Source organism: Evansella sp. AB-P1 (genome assembly GCF_029688925.1).
In the GTDB taxonomy this organism is placed as follows: Bacteria; Bacillota; Bacilli; order Bacillales; family Salisediminibacteriaceae; genus Evansella.
In genome coordinates, this window is record NZ_JARUKY010000033.1 from 15,670 (window position 1) to 32,540 (window position 16,871).

The following is a 16,871-nucleotide window of genomic DNA, read 5'->3' on the forward strand; positions in this document are numbered from 1 at the left end:
TTAAAGGATAGTATAAGAGATAATACACATAACGAATAACATAAATTTACCATTTTATAATTGAAGGGAAGTTTGTCATGGATAATTTTATCTATTATAATCCAACACGGCTAATTTTTGGTCGAAATCAGGTGCAAGAACATCTAGTTAATCAATTGCGACCATTAGGTAAGAAGGTTCTTCTCGTATATGGTGGTGGAAGTATAAAGGCAAATGGCTTATATAATGAAGTTCTTTCAATATTATCTGATGGGGATTTTATTGTTTATGAGCTACCAGGAGTTGAACCAAATCCAAGATTAACAACAGTATATAAAGGTGTTAATATATGTAAAAACGAAAAAATAGATGTATTGCTTGCAGTCGGTGGGGGAAGTGTTATTGACTGTACGAAGGCAATTGCAGCAGGTGCAAAATATAATGGAGATGCATGGGATTTTATTACAAAAAAAGCTCCAGTGCAATCTGCTCTACCTTTTGGAACTATTTTAACATTAGCTGCTACAGGTTCTGAAATGAATGCAGGTTCTGTTATAACAAACTGGGAAACGCAGGAAAAATATGGGTGGGGTAGTCCATATACATATCCAAAGTTTTCTATATTAGATCCAATAAACACATTAACGGTTCCAAAAAACCATACGGTTTACGGTATCGTTGACATGATGACACATGTTTTTGAGCAATATTTTCATAAACAGACGAACACACAAGTTCAAGAATATATGTGTGAGGCAGTATTGAAAGCAGTGATTGAGGCTGGACCAAAGCTTGTGAACAATTTAAATGACCTAGAATTACGAAAAACTATACTTTATTCAGGGACAATTGCACTTAATGGTATGCTACAAATGGGAGTACGAGGGGATTGGGCTTCCCATAATATCGAGCATGCAGTTTCAGCAGTTTATGATATCCCACATGCGGGAGGTCTTGCAATCTTATTTCCGCAATGGATGCGTTACCACCTTGATAAAGGGGAGACAAAACTATACAATCTGGCTGTCCGAGTTTGGGGTGTGAACCCTGAAGGGAAATCAAATGCAGAGGTAGCGGAGGAAGGAATTAAGGAATTAGAGAAATTTTGGTCCTTGATTGGTGCCCCTAATCGCTTAGCTGATTATGAAATTGATGATAGTAAATTAGAGATAATTGCAGATAAAGCAATGATCAATGGTGAGTTCGGTAATTTTAATAAATTGAATAAACAAGATGTGATTCAAATTTTAAATGCAAGCCTGTAAAAAGATATTGTTTATAATTAGCATATGTGGAATAATTTATATGCTGTAATATTTAGTTCATTTAAAATAATAAAAAATCATTGAATAAATTAAGGAGGAGTAGGAATGGAAAAATTAATGTTTGATTATTCAAAAGCTTCATCCTTTGTTTCAAAGCATGAAATTGATTATATGACTGATTTAGTGAAATCATCCCATGATGCAATTCACAATGGTACAGGTGCAGGAAATGATTTTTTAGGGTGGGTTGATTTACCGATAAATTATAACAAAGAAGAATTTTCAAGAATACAGAAGGCAGCAAAGAAAATAAAATCTGACTCTGAAGTATTAATAGTAATTGGTATTGGTGGCTCTTATCTTGGAGCAAGAGCTGCAATTGAAGCACTACAACATTCTTTCTACAATGTTTTGGAAAAAGGAAGTCGTAAAACACCACAAATTTTCTTTGTAGGAAATAATATTAGCTCTACATATGTAAGTCATCTATTGCAGGTAATTGATGGTAAGGATGTTTCCATAAACGTCATTTCAAAGTCTGGAACGACAACAGAACCCGCAATCGCATTTCGAATATTCCGTGACTACGTAGAAAAAAAGTACGGTGTAGAAGAAGCAAGAAAAAGAATTTACGCAACAACAGATAAGGAAAAGGGGGCTTTAAAGCAATTAGCTACTGATGAAGGCTATGAATCATTTGATATACCTGATGACGTTGGTGGACGCTTTTCCGTTTTAACAGCTGTTGGACTATTACCAATTGCAGCTGCTGGATTGGATATTATGTCTATGATGAACGGAGCGGCTGATGCTAGAGAAAGTTATAGTCATCCTAGTCTTGCCGAGAACGAAGCTTATCAATATGCAGCAGTAAGAAACGTACTATATAATAAAGGGAAATCAATTGAACTAATGGTTAACTATGAACCAGCACTCCACTTCGTTTCAGAATGGTGGAAGCAGTTGTATGGTGAAAGTGAAGGTAAGGATCAAAAGGGAATCTTTCCAGCAGCAGTTGATTTCTCAACCGATCTTCATTCTATGGGGCAATATGTTCAAGATGGACGTAGAAACTTATTTGAAACAGTTCTTAATGTAGAATCTGCGCAAGAAGAGTTGACCATTCAAGAAACAGAAAACGATTTAGACGGTTTAAATTACTTGGCAGGAAAGACAATGGATTTCGTGAATAAAAAAGCTTGTGAAGGAACAATGCTGGCCCACTTAGATGGTGGTGTCCCAAATTTAATTGTGAACATACCTGAGCTAAACGAATATCATTTCGGTTATTTAGTCTATTTTTTTGAAAAAGCTTGCGCAATGAGTGGTTACCTATTAGGGGTGAATCCATTTGATCAACCAGGTGTAGAAGCATATAAGAAAAATATGTTTGCTCTCCTAGGAAAACCAGGTTTTGAAGAGCAGAAAGCTGCATTAGAACGTAGGTTAATGGAAAAATAAATATTCATGTATCTTAATATGAATGAGACCTTTTATTTTGTAAAAGGTCTTTTTTTAATAGAATTTCTAACTTAAGGTTATCCTAATCTATAAGGAAAAAAATGTGGTGGAGGGAGATTAATGATTGAAGTTCAATCTGCATTAGAAAACAAGGAATATCAGCTTTACGAATTAGAAAAGAAATTAAAGCCATTAGGATATGTCATTGGTGGTGGATGGGAATACGACCATGGATACTTTGATCACAAAATTGAAGAAGGTGGAGAATATCTCTACGTTCGATTACCCTTTACAGCAATTGATGGGGAATTAGACACAAGAGGAGTACATGTTAAATTAGGTCGTCCTTTTTTATTAGCCCATCAATATGAAAGTGGATTAGATCATGATAATGAAGAAGATCCTAATCCACTATTCAATCAGTTTGCTGCTCCTGATAATCCTGATGCAATATTTCCAGCAGAATGGATTGCAACAGGGAAAGAATACATTAGAGAGCTAGAACAAGTGATTTTATTTGAAATGAGCTAAGTTATCTTCTATAAAAAATTAACTGATCCCCTATAAGTAATTGGGAGCCTTTTGATGGATGCAAAATAGTTTGGTTATCACGACGGATACCCATGAGAAAGGAATCCTTTGTTTGGCAGTCCTCAATGGCTCTTTCAAAGCTTTCATTAATTAAGTCAGTAGGAACAGCTTTGAAATATAAGTGTTCCTCTTTTCCACGGTTTAGCATTTGGAATATCACATCAGTCATTCCGTGGTTAATAATTCCATTCATCAAAAGCTTACTTACATAGTTGGAGCTTTGAATAATCTCATCTGCTCCTGCTCTTTCAGCATTTTTTATCTGTGAATCTGTCATGATTTCTACGATTGCATAAATGTTACTATTTAGTCCTTTTACAGTCAGTAATGATAAGACAGTATTTGCATCGGCAGACTTTTCATCAATATGATGGTTTGAAGTAATAATTACTGTTCGTCCTTCTTTTACATTTGCCCTTCTAAACGTCTCATCAACAGTAGGAGAGCCTTTAATAAACGTGACCCTCTTAAAATGCTCTGGTTTTTTTTGTAATGTTTCATCTATTAAAACAATGTCCTGATTTTTATTGATTTGTTGGATTTGATGTATGAGGTGGTCACTTCGTTCGTTCCAACCTACAATAATAACGTGTTCATGCTTGTGATAATTCGTTCCACCTTCATCCCGTTCTTGCTTAGATAATATCGTGGAGCTAGCGAGATTGGTAATAAAAAATGAAAATAAAGCTATGCCAGATATGATAAGCACCATTCCTAAAAAACGCCCAAATACGGTTTCTGGTACAAAATCTCCATAACCTACAGTAGAAATAGTAACGACTCCCCACCAAACACCATCATAAATAGTAGGAAAAGCATCAGGTTCAATAACATGAATAATTCCTCCAATAATAAATACAAATAAAAAAACGATGGCTGTCATTTTTAAAAGGGAATGTAATTTACTGTATGAATGTAATATAAAGTCAAATCGGTACATATAGTAGTGTCATCTCCTTCAAACTTCTATCTCCATTATGGACAAAACGTAGTGCATCTCATTCATATTTTTGTTACGATAGGAAGGATGAAAGGGGAGGGAACAATTGGCACAAGCAATTATATTTGCAATTACAATTTTTATTGGTTGGATAGTTTTTGATGCAGTAAAAAATAAAAAAGTAATTAAAGAAAATGTTTTATCAGGACTAATCACAGCTCTCATTGCTGGAATTGCATGGTACATTTTATTTATTATATTTTAAATCAATCTGTCAAAATGAAAGTATAAAACACGTTTCGACACTTTATTATAAAAAAAGGTTGCTTTGTCCATTTCATCACGTTATAATCTTTATTAATGTGAGATTACATTACATGAACAAAATCTCAGGGGCATTAGCTCAGCTGGGAGAGCGCTACGCTGGCAGCGTAGAGGTCAGCGGTTCGATCCCGCTATGCTCCACCAAATGAAATAAAGATATAAACAAAAGTTTAGTGAGTACCAACTCACAAAAACTAAATAATATCAAAACGTTACATATGTGTATAACGACGCAGTTTTTCGCCTAAGCGAGGAGTTGTGTCGTTTTTTTATTGTCCATTACATATACTCCCACATCACCGTTCAACGTCATTCACTGAGTCATTCCATAAGTTTACTTACACAAATGTTACGTACTTCGACAAAAGTAAAGACGTAGTGTTAATAAAGATAAATTTTTGCGATTGCCCAGGAAATAAACAGGCTTAGGAAGTACTAACCAGGCACTGTCTAATCAAATAGCCATTAAGTCATATTTCCCAAAAAATACTTAAACAAAGGATGAAATGTATCTGTTTATATGACTTTGTATCTGTTTATTTTTATTTTGAAGGGATTTAAAACTTTAATATTGAAGACATGTATTAACAAAATTAATAATATTAAAAATAGTCAAAATATTTATTGAGAAAAGATATTTATACTAATTATGATTCGTAGTTGATGGTATCGAAAAAAGTGATGAAGGGAGTAATGAAAAATTAAAAAGAGTTGGTATAGTCACACATTGTATATTTATATTCTCATATTTTTGGTTACCGTGTTTTTTTTATTTTTATCATCCTTTTATCTTGTAAAAATACATTATGCAGATATAGAAGTTAGTTGGCTGAATTATCTAATTATTATGGGGGCTTTTTATATTGTTATCTTGTGCTTAGGAATTTTTTTAATTGCATATATCACTAAGAAAAGGTATCAATCGTTACTTCGAAAGTTACATCAAGAAAGAAACCTAAAAAATAGATATCATTTTTATGAATGGATTACAGGGGGATTATTTTTAGATTCAGATCATTGGAAACAAGAAATAAAAGATTTAGGTTTTATTAAAAGCGCTTCCGTTTTTAGTGCATTTATAATTGAAATAGATCAGTATCATCAATTTGGAAGTGTATATACTAAAAAAAATCAATGTATTTTCAAGAAAAGCATAACAACTATTTTGGAACAACAATTTGATCAGGAGGCAATTGTTTTATGGTCGGAATGGACATCCTTTAAACAATTAAGTGCTGTTATTACTAGCAGAGACAAAACATTTCCCTTGCATAAGGTGTTAGTTGAGTATATTAGAAAGATAAATGTTGATTTTCCATTTACGGTTACTATAGGTCTTAGTAGAACGGCCAAAGAGTATGACAACGTTCACTTTTGTTATCATGAAGCGACACAAGCAATTGAATATAAAGGAGGTAAAGGTAATAATCGTTTAATTGTATTTGATGATTGTATGTTAAAGAGACAGGACAAAATATTTAATTTTTTTGAAACACTTCGTGTAATTGGATATTGCTTTAGAAACATGGATTCAAAGTGGAGAACAATATACTTGGAATTTTTCAACGAACTTAAGACAGAACTTCTCCCACAATCTGACTTATATTATTTGTTTAACTATTTAATTTCTTGTTTAGATCAAGAGATTAATAGTTTAGCACCGGAATATAAAAAGCTATGGAATGGGCATACAAAACCGAAGTTAATGAAGCTATTAGACACAACAGAAACCATTACCGATATTAAAGATGCATCCTATTGTTTATTAAATGAGTTGCAGGAAAAGTTTGAGGAACAGGATGAACAGAATAGCTACCACACTCTTATTTATGCAATTCGTGCTTATATTGAGAACAATTATAATGATTCAAATTTATCTCTTACATTAATTAGCGAACATTTTGGTATAAAGGCTAAATATTTAAGCAAATTATTTAAAAAGGAGTTCGGCATAAAATATGTAGATTTTTTAATAGATTTAAGAATAATTGCTGCGAAAGAGTTGTTAACAAATACAAATATGTCTTTACAGATAATTGCTGAAAAGGTTGGCTATTCAAGTGCGATATCCTTCAGCCGTACATTTAAAAAAGTAGTTGGTATATCACCTGGAGAATATCGTGAAGACCCTATTAAAACGGATTTATCTAAACCTTCTTAGATTTTGAAATTAATATGCTGATGATCTAATAGATCTTATTCTAGGAATGCTACTAGAGTAAGATCTTCTTTTGTCTTTATTAGTTATGGCTGCATGTTGTTTTCAAAACTAGTAGGAAAACTGTTTGTTAGTAGAAAGATGTTTAGTTGTATTTAAAACAACGAATGCAACAGTAAAAAGAAATAAGTTTATTAGACGATATATGTTTATTGAGATAGTTCTTAAAAGTAGATAACATTCAAATATACAACGAAAACAAATATAAACAAATCAAAACAAATGTTGATGTTGTTGTTTTGCTTTGTTTAATTACATCATGAATCTACTTATTTAAAATGATGTTTTTGAATGGGGAGGTGAAGGATTTAACTGATACAAAAAATACTATTAAACGAATGGAGGTAAATATTATATGGGAAGTAAAAAGTTCACTAAAGTTGTATTAGCATTGATATTAGCACTTAGCACCTTCAATTTAGCTGTCTTTAGTAATGATGAGGTGAATTCTGAAGATTCAAGTTTAGAGGAATTGACTTATTTGTTTGATTTTGGACCAGGGCCAACGGAAGAAGGGTATATCGGGGTATCCTGTAATGAACTCTATTCACCATCTAAAGGATATGGTTTACTTTCTTCTGTTGATGGTAGAGACCGAAGTGGACAGTTTAATAATATGAAGAGAGATTTCTGTGTAGGCGGTTCAAGCATAGGTTTCCAAGTAGATCTACCAAATGGTTTGTATAACGTAAACATTATCATGGGAGACCAAATAGCTTCTCAATCTTCAACAACGGTAACTGCTCAAGGAGAAGTTGTATTGGAAGGAGTAAGTGCTTCATCTGGGGAGTTTATTGAGGAAACTTTTGAAGTTGAGGTTACGGATGGACAGTTTAATGTACAACTAAATGGAAACACAGTGAGGCTTAATGGTCTTGAAATAGAACCTATCTGGAAGTTTGATTTCGGATCTGGGGATGTAGAATCTGGATTTATAGGAGTGACGTGTGAGGATCTCTATGATGATGAAGTTGGCTATGGGTGGACTGATATAACTGGTATTGAAGCTGTAAATCAGGGAATATCTTCTGCTCTACTGAATGATTACTGTTCTGGAAACACATTTGGCTTTCAGGTGGATCTCCCTAATTCATATTATAATGTGAAAATTATCTCAGGGGATGAATCAAATGAAACGACTACTACGGTATTCGTAGAAGGAGAGGAAGTAGTAAATATCTCGGAAGAAGCGGGTAGCTATTCTGAAGACAGCTTTGATATAACTGTAGATAATGGTCATTTAAATATGGAGTTTATGGGGGATCCTGCTCGTGTAAACGGAATCATTATTACTCTAACGACTCCTGAAGAGGAAGAAATAAGAGTGGAGGCTCCAAGCTATAAGTTTGACTTTGGGACTGGTCCAACAGAGGAAGGATATATTGGACTTTCCTGTAATGAAATATATGATCCTTCTGTTGGCTATGGGTTCCTTTCATCCGTAGATGGTCGAGATCGTAGTCAACAGCTCAACGCATTAAGAAGAGATTTTTGTGTTGCCGGATCATCGTTAAGTTTTCAGGCTAATGTGCCAAACGGGTGGTACAATGTAAGTCTAATTATGGGTGACGAGATCGCTTCTCAATCTTCTACTACAGTAAGGATTCAAGAAGAAGTGGTCCTAGAGGGAGCAAGTGCCTCAGCAGGAAATTATATCGATGAATCTTTCTATGTGAAAGTCGAGGATGGACAACTTTTACTTCAATTAAATGGAAACACTGTACGGTTAAATGCGTTACACATACAGCCTGTCTGGAAGTTTGACTTCGGTCCAGGACCTGTGGAGTCAGGTTTTGAAGGTATCATGTGTAATGAATTATATAGCTCTGAAACAGGTTATGGATGGACAGATGTATCTGGTATAGGGGGAGTTAATCAGGAAACAACGGACGTCCTATTAAGTAACTACTGTTACGGAGAGTCAATGAACTTCCAAGTAAACGTTCCAAACTCACTTTACACAGTTACGGTTATGTCTGGAGATGCCAATGAGGATACAGCAACTACTGTAAAAGCTAATGGAGAGGAGATTGTCACTTTAACAGAGGAGACTGGAGTTTACTCTGAAGAGAGCTTTGATGTGAATGTTGAGGAAGAACAATTAAATATAGAATTTAGCGGTTCCCCTGCTCGCATTAATGCATTAATTATTGAGTCAAAGGTTGAAATAGAAGAAATTGAGTGGCGTGTGGATGAAGGTGTGGAGCTTGTTGACCTAGGTTCAAGTGTAATGCTTACCAACTCTGAAATATCTTTTACACTCACAAAAGGGAATGGTAGAATCCCATCTTTAAGAAAGAGAGGAGATTTTCAAGATACGAATCTCTTAGGTGGTCAAGGTGGGTACTACCATCTCAATTATGTATTAGATGGGAACAGAAGAACGTACGGCGGTTCCGGAATGAGCTATCGTCTAGTATCACAGACGGATGATCGCATTGAAGTTGCTGTTTCAACAACTAACCCAGAAAGATTACCATTTGAGTTAGAATATCGCTATGTTTTGGAAGCGGATTCACCAGGTGTTTATGTTTATAGTATTTTTAAGTACCCCGAGCACATGCCAGATGGGATGGAAGTGGAGCAATCCAGGTACTCCTTCCGCGCGAATCCAACATTATTTAATCAGTATGGAATAGAGGATGATCACAAGGGTGATCGATTAGGTGAGTTCCCTCGTCCTCAAGATATAAGTGCTGGCCAAACGTTGATGGATGCTACTACGAGACTTCCAAATGGAGAAATATATACAAAATATAATCACGCAGTGCATATAGGAGACAATCGTGTCAACGGTATTTTTGGTGAAAATTTAGGGATTTCTGTTATTCGGACAAGTGATGAATATCTTGTTGGTGGACCGTCTAAACAGGAGTACTATATTGAACAAACTACCTCTACGCCAATGGTTCATTGGTATGAGCAAGTAAGACACTTCGGAGTACCTAACGTTGTACCTGAAAAAGGTTGGGAAAAAATCTATGGTCCATTTTTTGTTTATGTAAATGAGGGAGACGGTGTTGATGAACTTTGGAATGATGTGAAGGATAGGACGGATCAAGAGCAAGAAAAGTGGCCGTACGCTTGGCTTGATGATCCGTTATATCAAGCAGACACTCGTGGTGAAGTTACAGGTAATTTAAACATTACAGATGGATCTTCTCCTGAAGATGCTTGGGTCATTTTAGGGGAACAAGATATTAACTTCTATGAGCAAAATTTAGATTATTTATATTATACTAGAGCAGATTCAGATGGAAATTTTCATATTCCACATGTAAGAGCTGGTGAATACACCCTTTTTGCGTATGTGGATGGCGTTTTTGGTGAATTCCATTATGATGGAGTAAACGTTTCTGAAAATCAATTGACGGATTTAGAGCAATTAGACTGGACCCCTACCTCGCATGGTGAAAAATTATGGCAAATAGGTACACCAGATCGGACGCCTAGAGAATTTTATTATGGCGATGAACTCCGTCAATGGGGTTTATGGTTACAGTATCCATTTGATTTTCCAGATGATGTAGATTTTGTAATCGGAGAAAGCGATGAGAGTACAGATTGGAATTACTTCCATCCTAATATTAAAACGCCAGGTAACGAAAACGATTTGTTAGTACCGCGTGATACAACTCTAGCAGAATGGTTGATTCGATTTGATACGGAGGATGTAGACTTCGGTGAGGGTACATTAACAATAGGTATTGCAGCTTCTAGCAGAGGGACTCTGAATGTAAACTTAAATGGAACAGACATATTTACATCAGATGGTTTCGTTACCCCGCTTGAACAGGATGCATCATTATATAGAAGTGGTGAATCTGGTTATTATTACTTACTAGAAATTCCATTTGATGCATCACTTCTTCAAGAGGGAGAGAACATTATTGCTTTAAAACATGCAGAGCTACTTTCTGGCTCACATGTAGGAATCATGTATGATGCCTTAAAAATGGAGATCTTAACAGTCCCAGTGATGAAACAACTTGTTAAGGATTATGCAGCAACAGGAGATATTCAAATGCCCTTGCTACCAATGCTTCAAAATCGCTTAAATCAGGTAGAACATCATTTGAACCATGAACGATTGGAGGAAGCAATTAAACATCTAGAAGATTTTATTAAGCATTTGAACCAACGTTCACTTCAAGATCATGTATCTGGGGAAGCTATGAATGATTTAAATTATAAGGCTAACCTTCTTATTGATCGACTTTCCACAGTTGAATAGAAAAACAGTAGGTTACTGGAATAGAGACCAGTAAATAAATAGAGTGGCATCTACCATGTAAGATGGTGGAGATGCCACTCTTTTTCTTATTTCATAGTATAAAAAAGATACAGAAGTACTATAAATTTCCTTTAGGAAAATCTTTTTTATTTAAAATGATTATAGTAAAATCGTAGTAGTAAAATAATATCAAATAATTGTAAAATATTTTCATATTTTTGAATTTGAAAGATAAAAGGAAAATGGAACTAATACTTCTTTTAAGATAGACTCCACGTAAGTACTAGCTTGGACCATGGAGTATGAAGATTAATTTTAATCTAATTGGAATGAGTCGAAGCCAGAACAGATGTGGTGCTTATATCCTTGTGGTGAAAGGGAAGTGGGTTGTAACGAATGATTAGCCTGACCTTTATTTGTAAATACTATTAAGCTTGATAACAGCTATTTTCAGGGTAGAAGAAAACTATTAATTAACTGGAAAGCGTTTGTTTTTGTTTAACTAGTTTTCTTATTATTTTATACGTAGTCATTTTGATAAGTTAGTTTTAGAGAGGGTGTATAAAGGTGAATATTAGAATTTTGTTTATGAAAAGAGAAGCTTTAATTATTTTAATCCTATTATTAACTTCGATTATGCTAGGATGCTTTAATAATAGTGAAGCAGAAAATGAGTTTGATAAAACAGATGTGGATGAAAATGAAAGTGGAAATATAAATGTTCAAGACCAAACCTTTAAAGTTTTTCACGTAATGAGCTATCATACCCCGTGGGAATGGACTGAAACACAGCTCCAGGGCTTTCAAGATGCATTAGGGGATGATATACAAGTAGAATACGAAATTTTCGAAATGGATACGAAAAACTTTAGTACAGAAGAAGAGAAGAAAGCAAAAGGTGACGAAGCAATTGCTTTAATTGAAGCCTCAGATCCAGACCTGTTATTTGTTAGTGACGATGATGCAGTGGAATTTGTTGCCCTCCATTTTGTTAACACTTCACTACCCATTGTTTTTAGCGCAGTAAACGAAGAACCAGAATTTTATGGTTTTGAAAATGCTTCAAATGTAACTGGAGTTTTAGAAGTGGAACACTTTATTGAAAACGTTAATTTACTAAAAGACCTTGTACCAGATGTTGATACAATTGCAGTTATTTTTGATGATGATCCAATGTGGGGAATAGTAAGAGAACGAATGGAAGAAAGGATTCCTAGTATCGATGATGTTTCCTTTGTTTCATGGGATTATTTTAGTTCTTTTAAAGAGTATCAGGATCATATTTTACATCTTCAAACAGAAGTAGATGCCATAGCTCTAATCGGTATTTTTACATTTAAAGATGAAAACGGTCAGAATGTTCACTATCGTGATGTTTTAGAATGGACAGCAGCAAATAGCCAACTTCCTGATTTTAGCTTTTGGAAGGACCGTGCAACGTTTGGAACACTTTCTGTCGTTAGCATTTCTGGTTATGAACAGGGACGTGAGGCTGGTTTACTGGCAAGAAGCATATTAGTTGATGGAAAGAGTCCAAGTGACTTGCCGATTACGACTTCAATGAAAGGAGAGCCATTAATTAGTAAAGCAAGAGCAGATGATCTAGGAATCCAAATAAAAAGTCAAACACTTCTAAGTTCAAGAGTTGTGACAGAATATGGATGGATGATTCCAGATGAATAGATTGAAAAATAAGATATTATTAGTTCTTATAACCATTTTATTAATAACAATAGGAACTAATAATTTTCTTAACGGTTATTTTTTTAACCAAGAATATAGTAAAGCGATAGAACGGGAATTATTTCTTATTGGTGGAAGTTTGAAACAGCAGCTAGAACGAATATTATCATTAGGTATAAATATTGAAGATATATTCTTATTCGAAGAAATTTGTAGAGAAGTAGTGGAGGAATACCCAGAAGTATCTTATGCATTAGTATTTAATAAACATGGTGACCTGTTATTTCATAGTGAGAATGAAGAGATTCAGAAAGTTCACGTAGATAAGTCCACATTTGAAAATGCTCTACAAAATAATGAGGGAGCATTAATTGATATTTCAATTGAAGGGAAAGAGCTTGATGCTGCATTAGTGCCTGTTATTGATGGTAATATTGTTCAGGGTGCCGTTGTCATTGTCGTAGTGGATGCTTATATTTCACAATTAACAAATAAAATAATACATTATTCTGTCATACAATTTGTACTCTTTTTTACTGTTTCACTTATTTTATTAGTTGTCTTTTTATCTATTTGGGTGACGACACCACTAAATAACATTATGAAAACGATGGCAAATGCAGGTTCTGGGAATTTAAATGCACGAGTTAAGCTTAAATCCAAGGATGAGTTTGGGATGTTGGGGAGTAAGTTGAACCGAATGCTTGATAAAATTAAAGAGTTGATGGCATCACAAGAAAAAGCAGCACAGTTTCAATTAGAATATGTTTCTGAAAGGGAACGTAGCCGAATTTCTGAGTCATTAAGACAAGCAATGTATAATCTAAACTCCACATTAGATGAAAGTAAAGTTCAGCAGCTTATTTTAGACCAATTAATGGAATTTGTAAATTATAGCAACGCTAGTATATGGATTTATGAAAAGAATGACTTAGAAAAAATAGTATCTTGTCATAAAGAGGAAAACAGTTACAGGGCTGAACTAGAGAAACAGGAATTAGACTCTATTTTCTTAAACTTAAAGGTAAAGGAAAAGCAGGTCTTAACATTTAATAAAGATGATTTTAACTATATGATAATCCCTTTTAAGTTGTACAGTAATGTAAGAGGGATGGTAGTTTTACAGCGAATGGAAGAATTTGTTCAAAGTGATATTGATATAGCACTTGCTTATACAAGTCAGGCTAATATTGCAATGGATAATGCTATCATATATCGGAAGATGGAAATGATGGCTATTACGGATGAGTTAACTGGTGTATATAATAGAAGACATTTTTATACAAAAGCACAAGAAGCATTTGAATATATTCATGCTGGGCAGGAACAAACATCAATTATTTTGTTTGATATTGATTATTTTAAAAGAATAAACGATCAATATGGACATCCTGTTGGTGACGAAGTATTAAGAACTATACCTTCTATCTTAAATAAATCAATTTCTGATGATCATATATTAGCACGTTTTGGTGGAGAGGAATTTGTTATGCTCCTTCCAAAAGTAGGTAGATATGAAGTAAGTAGAATTGCAGAAATCATTAGAAAAGAAATGCAGAACCATGTCTTTAAACTAAATAAAGAGTCTTTTAATGTCACTATTAGTGTAGGGGTAACGGAAATCCTCAAGGAAGATACTATGGATACTTTACTTAAAAGAGTAGATGAAGCCTTGTATGAAGCAAAAGAGCTTGGACGTAATAGAGTGGTACTAAAATAAATGAGAATAGGATTCAACAATAAAGTAATTTTTTGCTTTCTTTTACAAAAGTAGAAAGATCTAATAAAGACACGGTTTCTTCGATACTGGAGAGATTGTGTTTTTATTTTGTAATTTCATTTAAAGTATCCTTTGTTAAGATAGCAAATTGAATTTTTTCCAACGTATGACAATAGTCAGAGAGAATGTTTCCATCAACCTTTTCATTATCTTTAATTAAATAATTGATAATTTTCCAATCCCTATACCAATCTTCCTTATTTGGAGCTACTTGATCTAAGTCTTTCCAAGCATATTTAAGTTTTGGACTATAGATTTTGTTGGCTCCTTTGATTAATTTACAATCTTTTAGTCGTCGTTTGAAAGTCTTTCCAGGAACGGCTTCGTTAACATCATGGAATAAATGTGGCCAATAATCTTTTCGAGAGCCAGTATGTGGATGACTTAATGACCATGACAGTATAGGATTTTTATTTTCAAGTAGTATGTTGTATAACCCTTTACCAATCATAATTCGTTCATGTAAAGAGGAAAAGTGGTTTACAGATTTACCTTTTAATGCAATCATATTTTTATTTCTAAATGGGAATAAGAGTTGATTTAAACTTAAAAGCTCATGTAGCTTAAATTCTAGGGTATTTAATACGGTTTGTTGATAGTGGGAATTTTTAATGAGTCTTTCTTCAATGTAATGTTGCTCATTTATAATGAGTGCCACTGTGAGTAAATAATGGTTTCTTGTTTCAAAAAACTCGTTCCAAATTATCTCCATAAAGATCGACACATTAAAAAAAGGGAGTAGATGAAATAAATTTGTTTGCCGATTTACACTTTCTTCGTAAAGCAAAAGCTGAGGATAAGCATCCTGAAATATAAGCCAGTTCCCTCGTTCTAAAAATGTAAAAAAATCACTTTGCTCCTTACTGGAAAATAATCGTGATAATAATTCACCTTTTAAATCCGTCATATTCCAACCTGCATTCCTAGAAACCATATGAGCTAAGAAAGCCCAGTGTATAGCATTGTTTCGTTGAAAATAATCCAAATAAGCTTGTGTTCTAGTAATATTATTTTTGTTATATTTATTTGTTTCACTTTTGATCCAGTGAACGAGTTTGTGATCTTCTTTCTTAAAGTTGGATTGATAATGATTCTTCTTTTGTTTTTTTACTAACTTTCTTTTGATTTTTTTAAGGTTTGAGGGTAATGTTTTTTTGAAAAAAATATTATGAAGAACGGAGAAGGGTTTCATTTTTTCTCACCTCTTTTTCTTATTGAAGTAAGGCTTTTTTTATGTATTTTGTTGTCTTAGACATACAGAATGGTGTCATTGTTTCGTTGCCTACACAGAGCTTCCTTAAAGCATTCAAGGATTTATTAAGGCAATTGATAACTATGCATCAAAGGTGAAAGTTATGAAAGGTGGACAAGTAATTAAGTATTTAAAACTATTTATAAGTGGTTAACATTGTCGATAATGGAAAGCTATGCTATACTCATGGTGACAATTTTAAAGGGGAGCTATGAGGTTGGCTGAGAGGATATCCCGTTGAAGATATCGACCCTAATAACCTGATCTGGGTAATTCCAGCGGAGGGATATGTTAAGGACTATTAGTTTTATTATTAGGTCTACATGCTTCTCTGCGTGTAGACTTTTTTTGTTATTAAGAAGGGGGTTGATCATGAACAATTTACGAAAAATGATGATATCAGGACTTCCATCACTCATAGCTATCATGCTTTTCTTTATTATATGGGAAGCAGTGGTTTGGATATGGCAGTTTGAAGAATGGATTTTACCTGCTCCTAGCAAAATTTTAAGCACATTTATTGAAACGCTAGATTTAATGCCACAGCACGTTTGGATTACTAGCATTGAAGCAATACTAGGTTTTTTATTGGGTCTATCTGTTGCACTTGTCTTAGCATTTATTTTAGATTGGTCTAACCTTTTAAAGAAAAGCTTATATCCAATTCTATTGTTTTCACAAACAATACCTATAGTAGCGATTGCACCTCTTCTTGTCATTTGGTTCGGATACGGTATTTTACCGAAAATTCTTATTGTAGCTTTAGTAACGTTTTTTCCTGTCGTTGTTAGTGTTGTTGAAGGACTTCAATCAACAGATCGTGATATGATTCGCCTTGTTCGTTCTATGGGAGGGTCACGGTGGCAGGTTTTTCGTTTGATTCGATTTCCGAATGCACTTCCATATCTTTTCACAGGATTGAGGATCGGTGCTACATATAGTGTTTTAGCTGCTGTTATTTCAGAATGGGTTGGTGCAAGTAAAGGATTAGGAATCTTTTTAGTAAGGGCACAAAATTCATTTGCTACGGATAGAGTGTTCGTGGCTATAGCTATAATTTCTTTATTAAGCTGTCTGTTATTTTTAATTGTCATTTCCATTGGTCGAATTGCAATGCCATGGAAATACAAAAATTATAAAAATA

11 protein-coding genes, 1 tRNA gene and 1 riboswitch are annotated in these 16,871 nt (G+C 34.1%); of the genes, 10 read left to right on the top strand and 2 right to left on the bottom strand.

Annotated elements, in window-relative coordinates; all coding sequences use genetic code 11:
• The first annotated feature begins 77 nt into the window (after positions 1 to 77).
• From QA612_RS21880 to QA612_RS21890, 3 genes are all read left to right on the top strand, one after another.
• The gene (locus QA612_RS21880; protein WP_278285956.1) at positions 78 to 1,244 is read left to right on the top strand and encodes an iron-containing alcohol dehydrogenase; all 1,167 of its coding nucleotides are present in this window, start codon (positions 78 to 80) and stop codon (positions 1,242 to 1,244) included.
• A 105-nt stretch (positions 1,245 to 1,349) separates the two neighbouring features.
• Positions 1,350 to 2,705: a glucose-6-phosphate isomerase gene (locus tag QA612_RS21885; protein WP_278285957.1), complete on the top strand. Its 1,356-nt coding sequence runs from the start codon at positions 1,350 to 1,352 to the stop codon at positions 2,703 to 2,705.
• Positions 2,706 to 2,825: 120 nt separating this feature from the next.
• Positions 2,826 to 3,236 carry a YugN-like family protein gene (locus QA612_RS21890; protein ID WP_278285958.1) on the top strand — a complete coding sequence of 137 codons (411 nt, stop codon included), beginning with the start codon at positions 2,826 to 2,828 and terminating at the stop codon, positions 3,234 to 3,236.
• 1 nt (position 3,237) lies between these two features.
• Here QA612_RS21890 and QA612_RS21895 read toward each other — a convergent pair whose 3' ends face one another.
• Complete coding sequence (locus tag QA612_RS21895; protein ID WP_278285959.1) at positions 3,238 to 4,236, bottom strand: potassium channel family protein; 999 nt, start codon at positions 4,234 to 4,236, stop codon at positions 3,238 to 3,240.
• A 106-nt stretch (positions 4,237 to 4,342) separates the two neighbouring features.
• On the opposite strand from QA612_RS21895, the gene QA612_RS21900 reads away from it, so the two are divergent.
• The 6 genes from QA612_RS21900 (at position 4,343) to QA612_RS21925 (ending at position 14,415) form a co-directional block, all read left to right on the top strand.
• Complete coding sequence (locus tag QA612_RS21900; protein ID WP_278285960.1) at positions 4,343 to 4,501, top strand: hypothetical protein; 159 nt, start codon at positions 4,343 to 4,345, stop codon at positions 4,499 to 4,501.
• Between the two features lie 127 nt (positions 4,502 to 4,628).
• A tRNA-Ala gene (locus tag QA612_RS21905) sits at positions 4,629 to 4,704 on the top strand.
• A gap of 583 nt (positions 4,705 to 5,287) precedes the next feature.
• A complete protein-coding gene (locus QA612_RS21910) occupies positions 5,288 to 6,721 on the top strand; it encodes a helix-turn-helix transcriptional regulator (RefSeq protein WP_278285961.1) in 1,434 nt (477 codons plus the stop codon).
• 412 nt (positions 6,722 to 7,133) lie between these two features.
• Positions 7,134 to 11,012, top strand: coding sequence for a polysaccharide lyase family protein (locus tag QA612_RS21915; RefSeq protein WP_278285962.1), 3,879 nt, complete (start codon positions 7,134 to 7,136; stop codon positions 11,010 to 11,012).
• A 567-nt stretch (positions 11,013 to 11,579) separates the two neighbouring features.
• A complete protein-coding gene (locus QA612_RS21920; RefSeq protein ID WP_278285963.1) occupies positions 11,580 to 12,695 on the top strand; it encodes an ABC transporter substrate-binding protein in 1,116 nt (371 codons plus the stop codon).
• Positions 12,688 to 14,415 carry a diguanylate cyclase gene (locus QA612_RS21925; RefSeq protein WP_278285964.1) on the top strand — a complete coding sequence of 576 codons (1,728 nt, stop codon included), beginning with the start codon at positions 12,688 to 12,690 and terminating at the stop codon, positions 14,413 to 14,415. The genes QA612_RS21920 and QA612_RS21925 overlap by 8 nt, the downstream gene beginning before the upstream one ends.
• A gap of 103 nt (positions 14,416 to 14,518) precedes the next feature.
• Here QA612_RS21925 and QA612_RS21930 read toward each other — a convergent pair whose 3' ends face one another.
• On the bottom strand, positions 14,519 to 15,667 hold the full coding sequence (locus QA612_RS21930; protein ID WP_278285965.1) for a DUF2515 family protein: 1,149 nt from the start codon (positions 15,665 to 15,667) through the stop codon (positions 14,519 to 14,521).
• Between the two features lie 252 nt (positions 15,668 to 15,919).
• A riboswitch (TPP riboswitch) is annotated at positions 15,920 to 16,031 on the top strand.
• A gap of 68 nt (positions 16,032 to 16,099) precedes the next feature.
• Between QA612_RS21930 and QA612_RS21935 the strand changes: the two genes are divergently transcribed.
• Positions 16,100 to 16,871 (top strand): ABC transporter permease (locus QA612_RS21935; RefSeq protein ID WP_278285966.1); only part of this gene is annotated, 772 nt, incomplete at its 3' end.

What these genes read in the sequence shown, in the direction of transcription:
- QA612_RS21880 (WP_278285956.1), top strand. Translation starts at nt 78, where the DNA reads ATGGATAATTTTATCTATTATAATCCAACACGGCTAATTTTTGGTCGA.
- QA612_RS21885 (WP_278285957.1), top strand. Translation starts at nt 1,350, where the DNA reads ATGGAAAAATTAATGTTTGATTATTCAAAAGCTTCATCCTTTGTTTCA.
- QA612_RS21890 (WP_278285958.1), top strand. Translation starts at nt 2,826, where the DNA reads ATGATTGAAGTTCAATCTGCATTAGAAAACAAGGAATATCAGCTTTAC.
- QA612_RS21895 (WP_278285959.1), bottom strand. Translation starts at nt 4,236, where the DNA reads ATGTACCGATTTGACTTTATATTACATTCATACAGTAAATTACATTCC.
- QA612_RS21915 (WP_278285962.1), top strand. Translation starts at nt 7,134, where the DNA reads ATGGGAAGTAAAAAGTTCACTAAAGTTGTATTAGCATTGATATTAGCA.
- QA612_RS21925 (WP_278285964.1), top strand. Translation starts at nt 12,688, where the DNA reads ATGAATAGATTGAAAAATAAGATATTATTAGTTCTTATAACCATTTTA.
- QA612_RS21930 (WP_278285965.1), bottom strand. Translation starts at nt 15,667, where the DNA reads ATGAAACCCTTCTCCGTTCTTCATAATATTTTTTTCAAAAAAACATTA.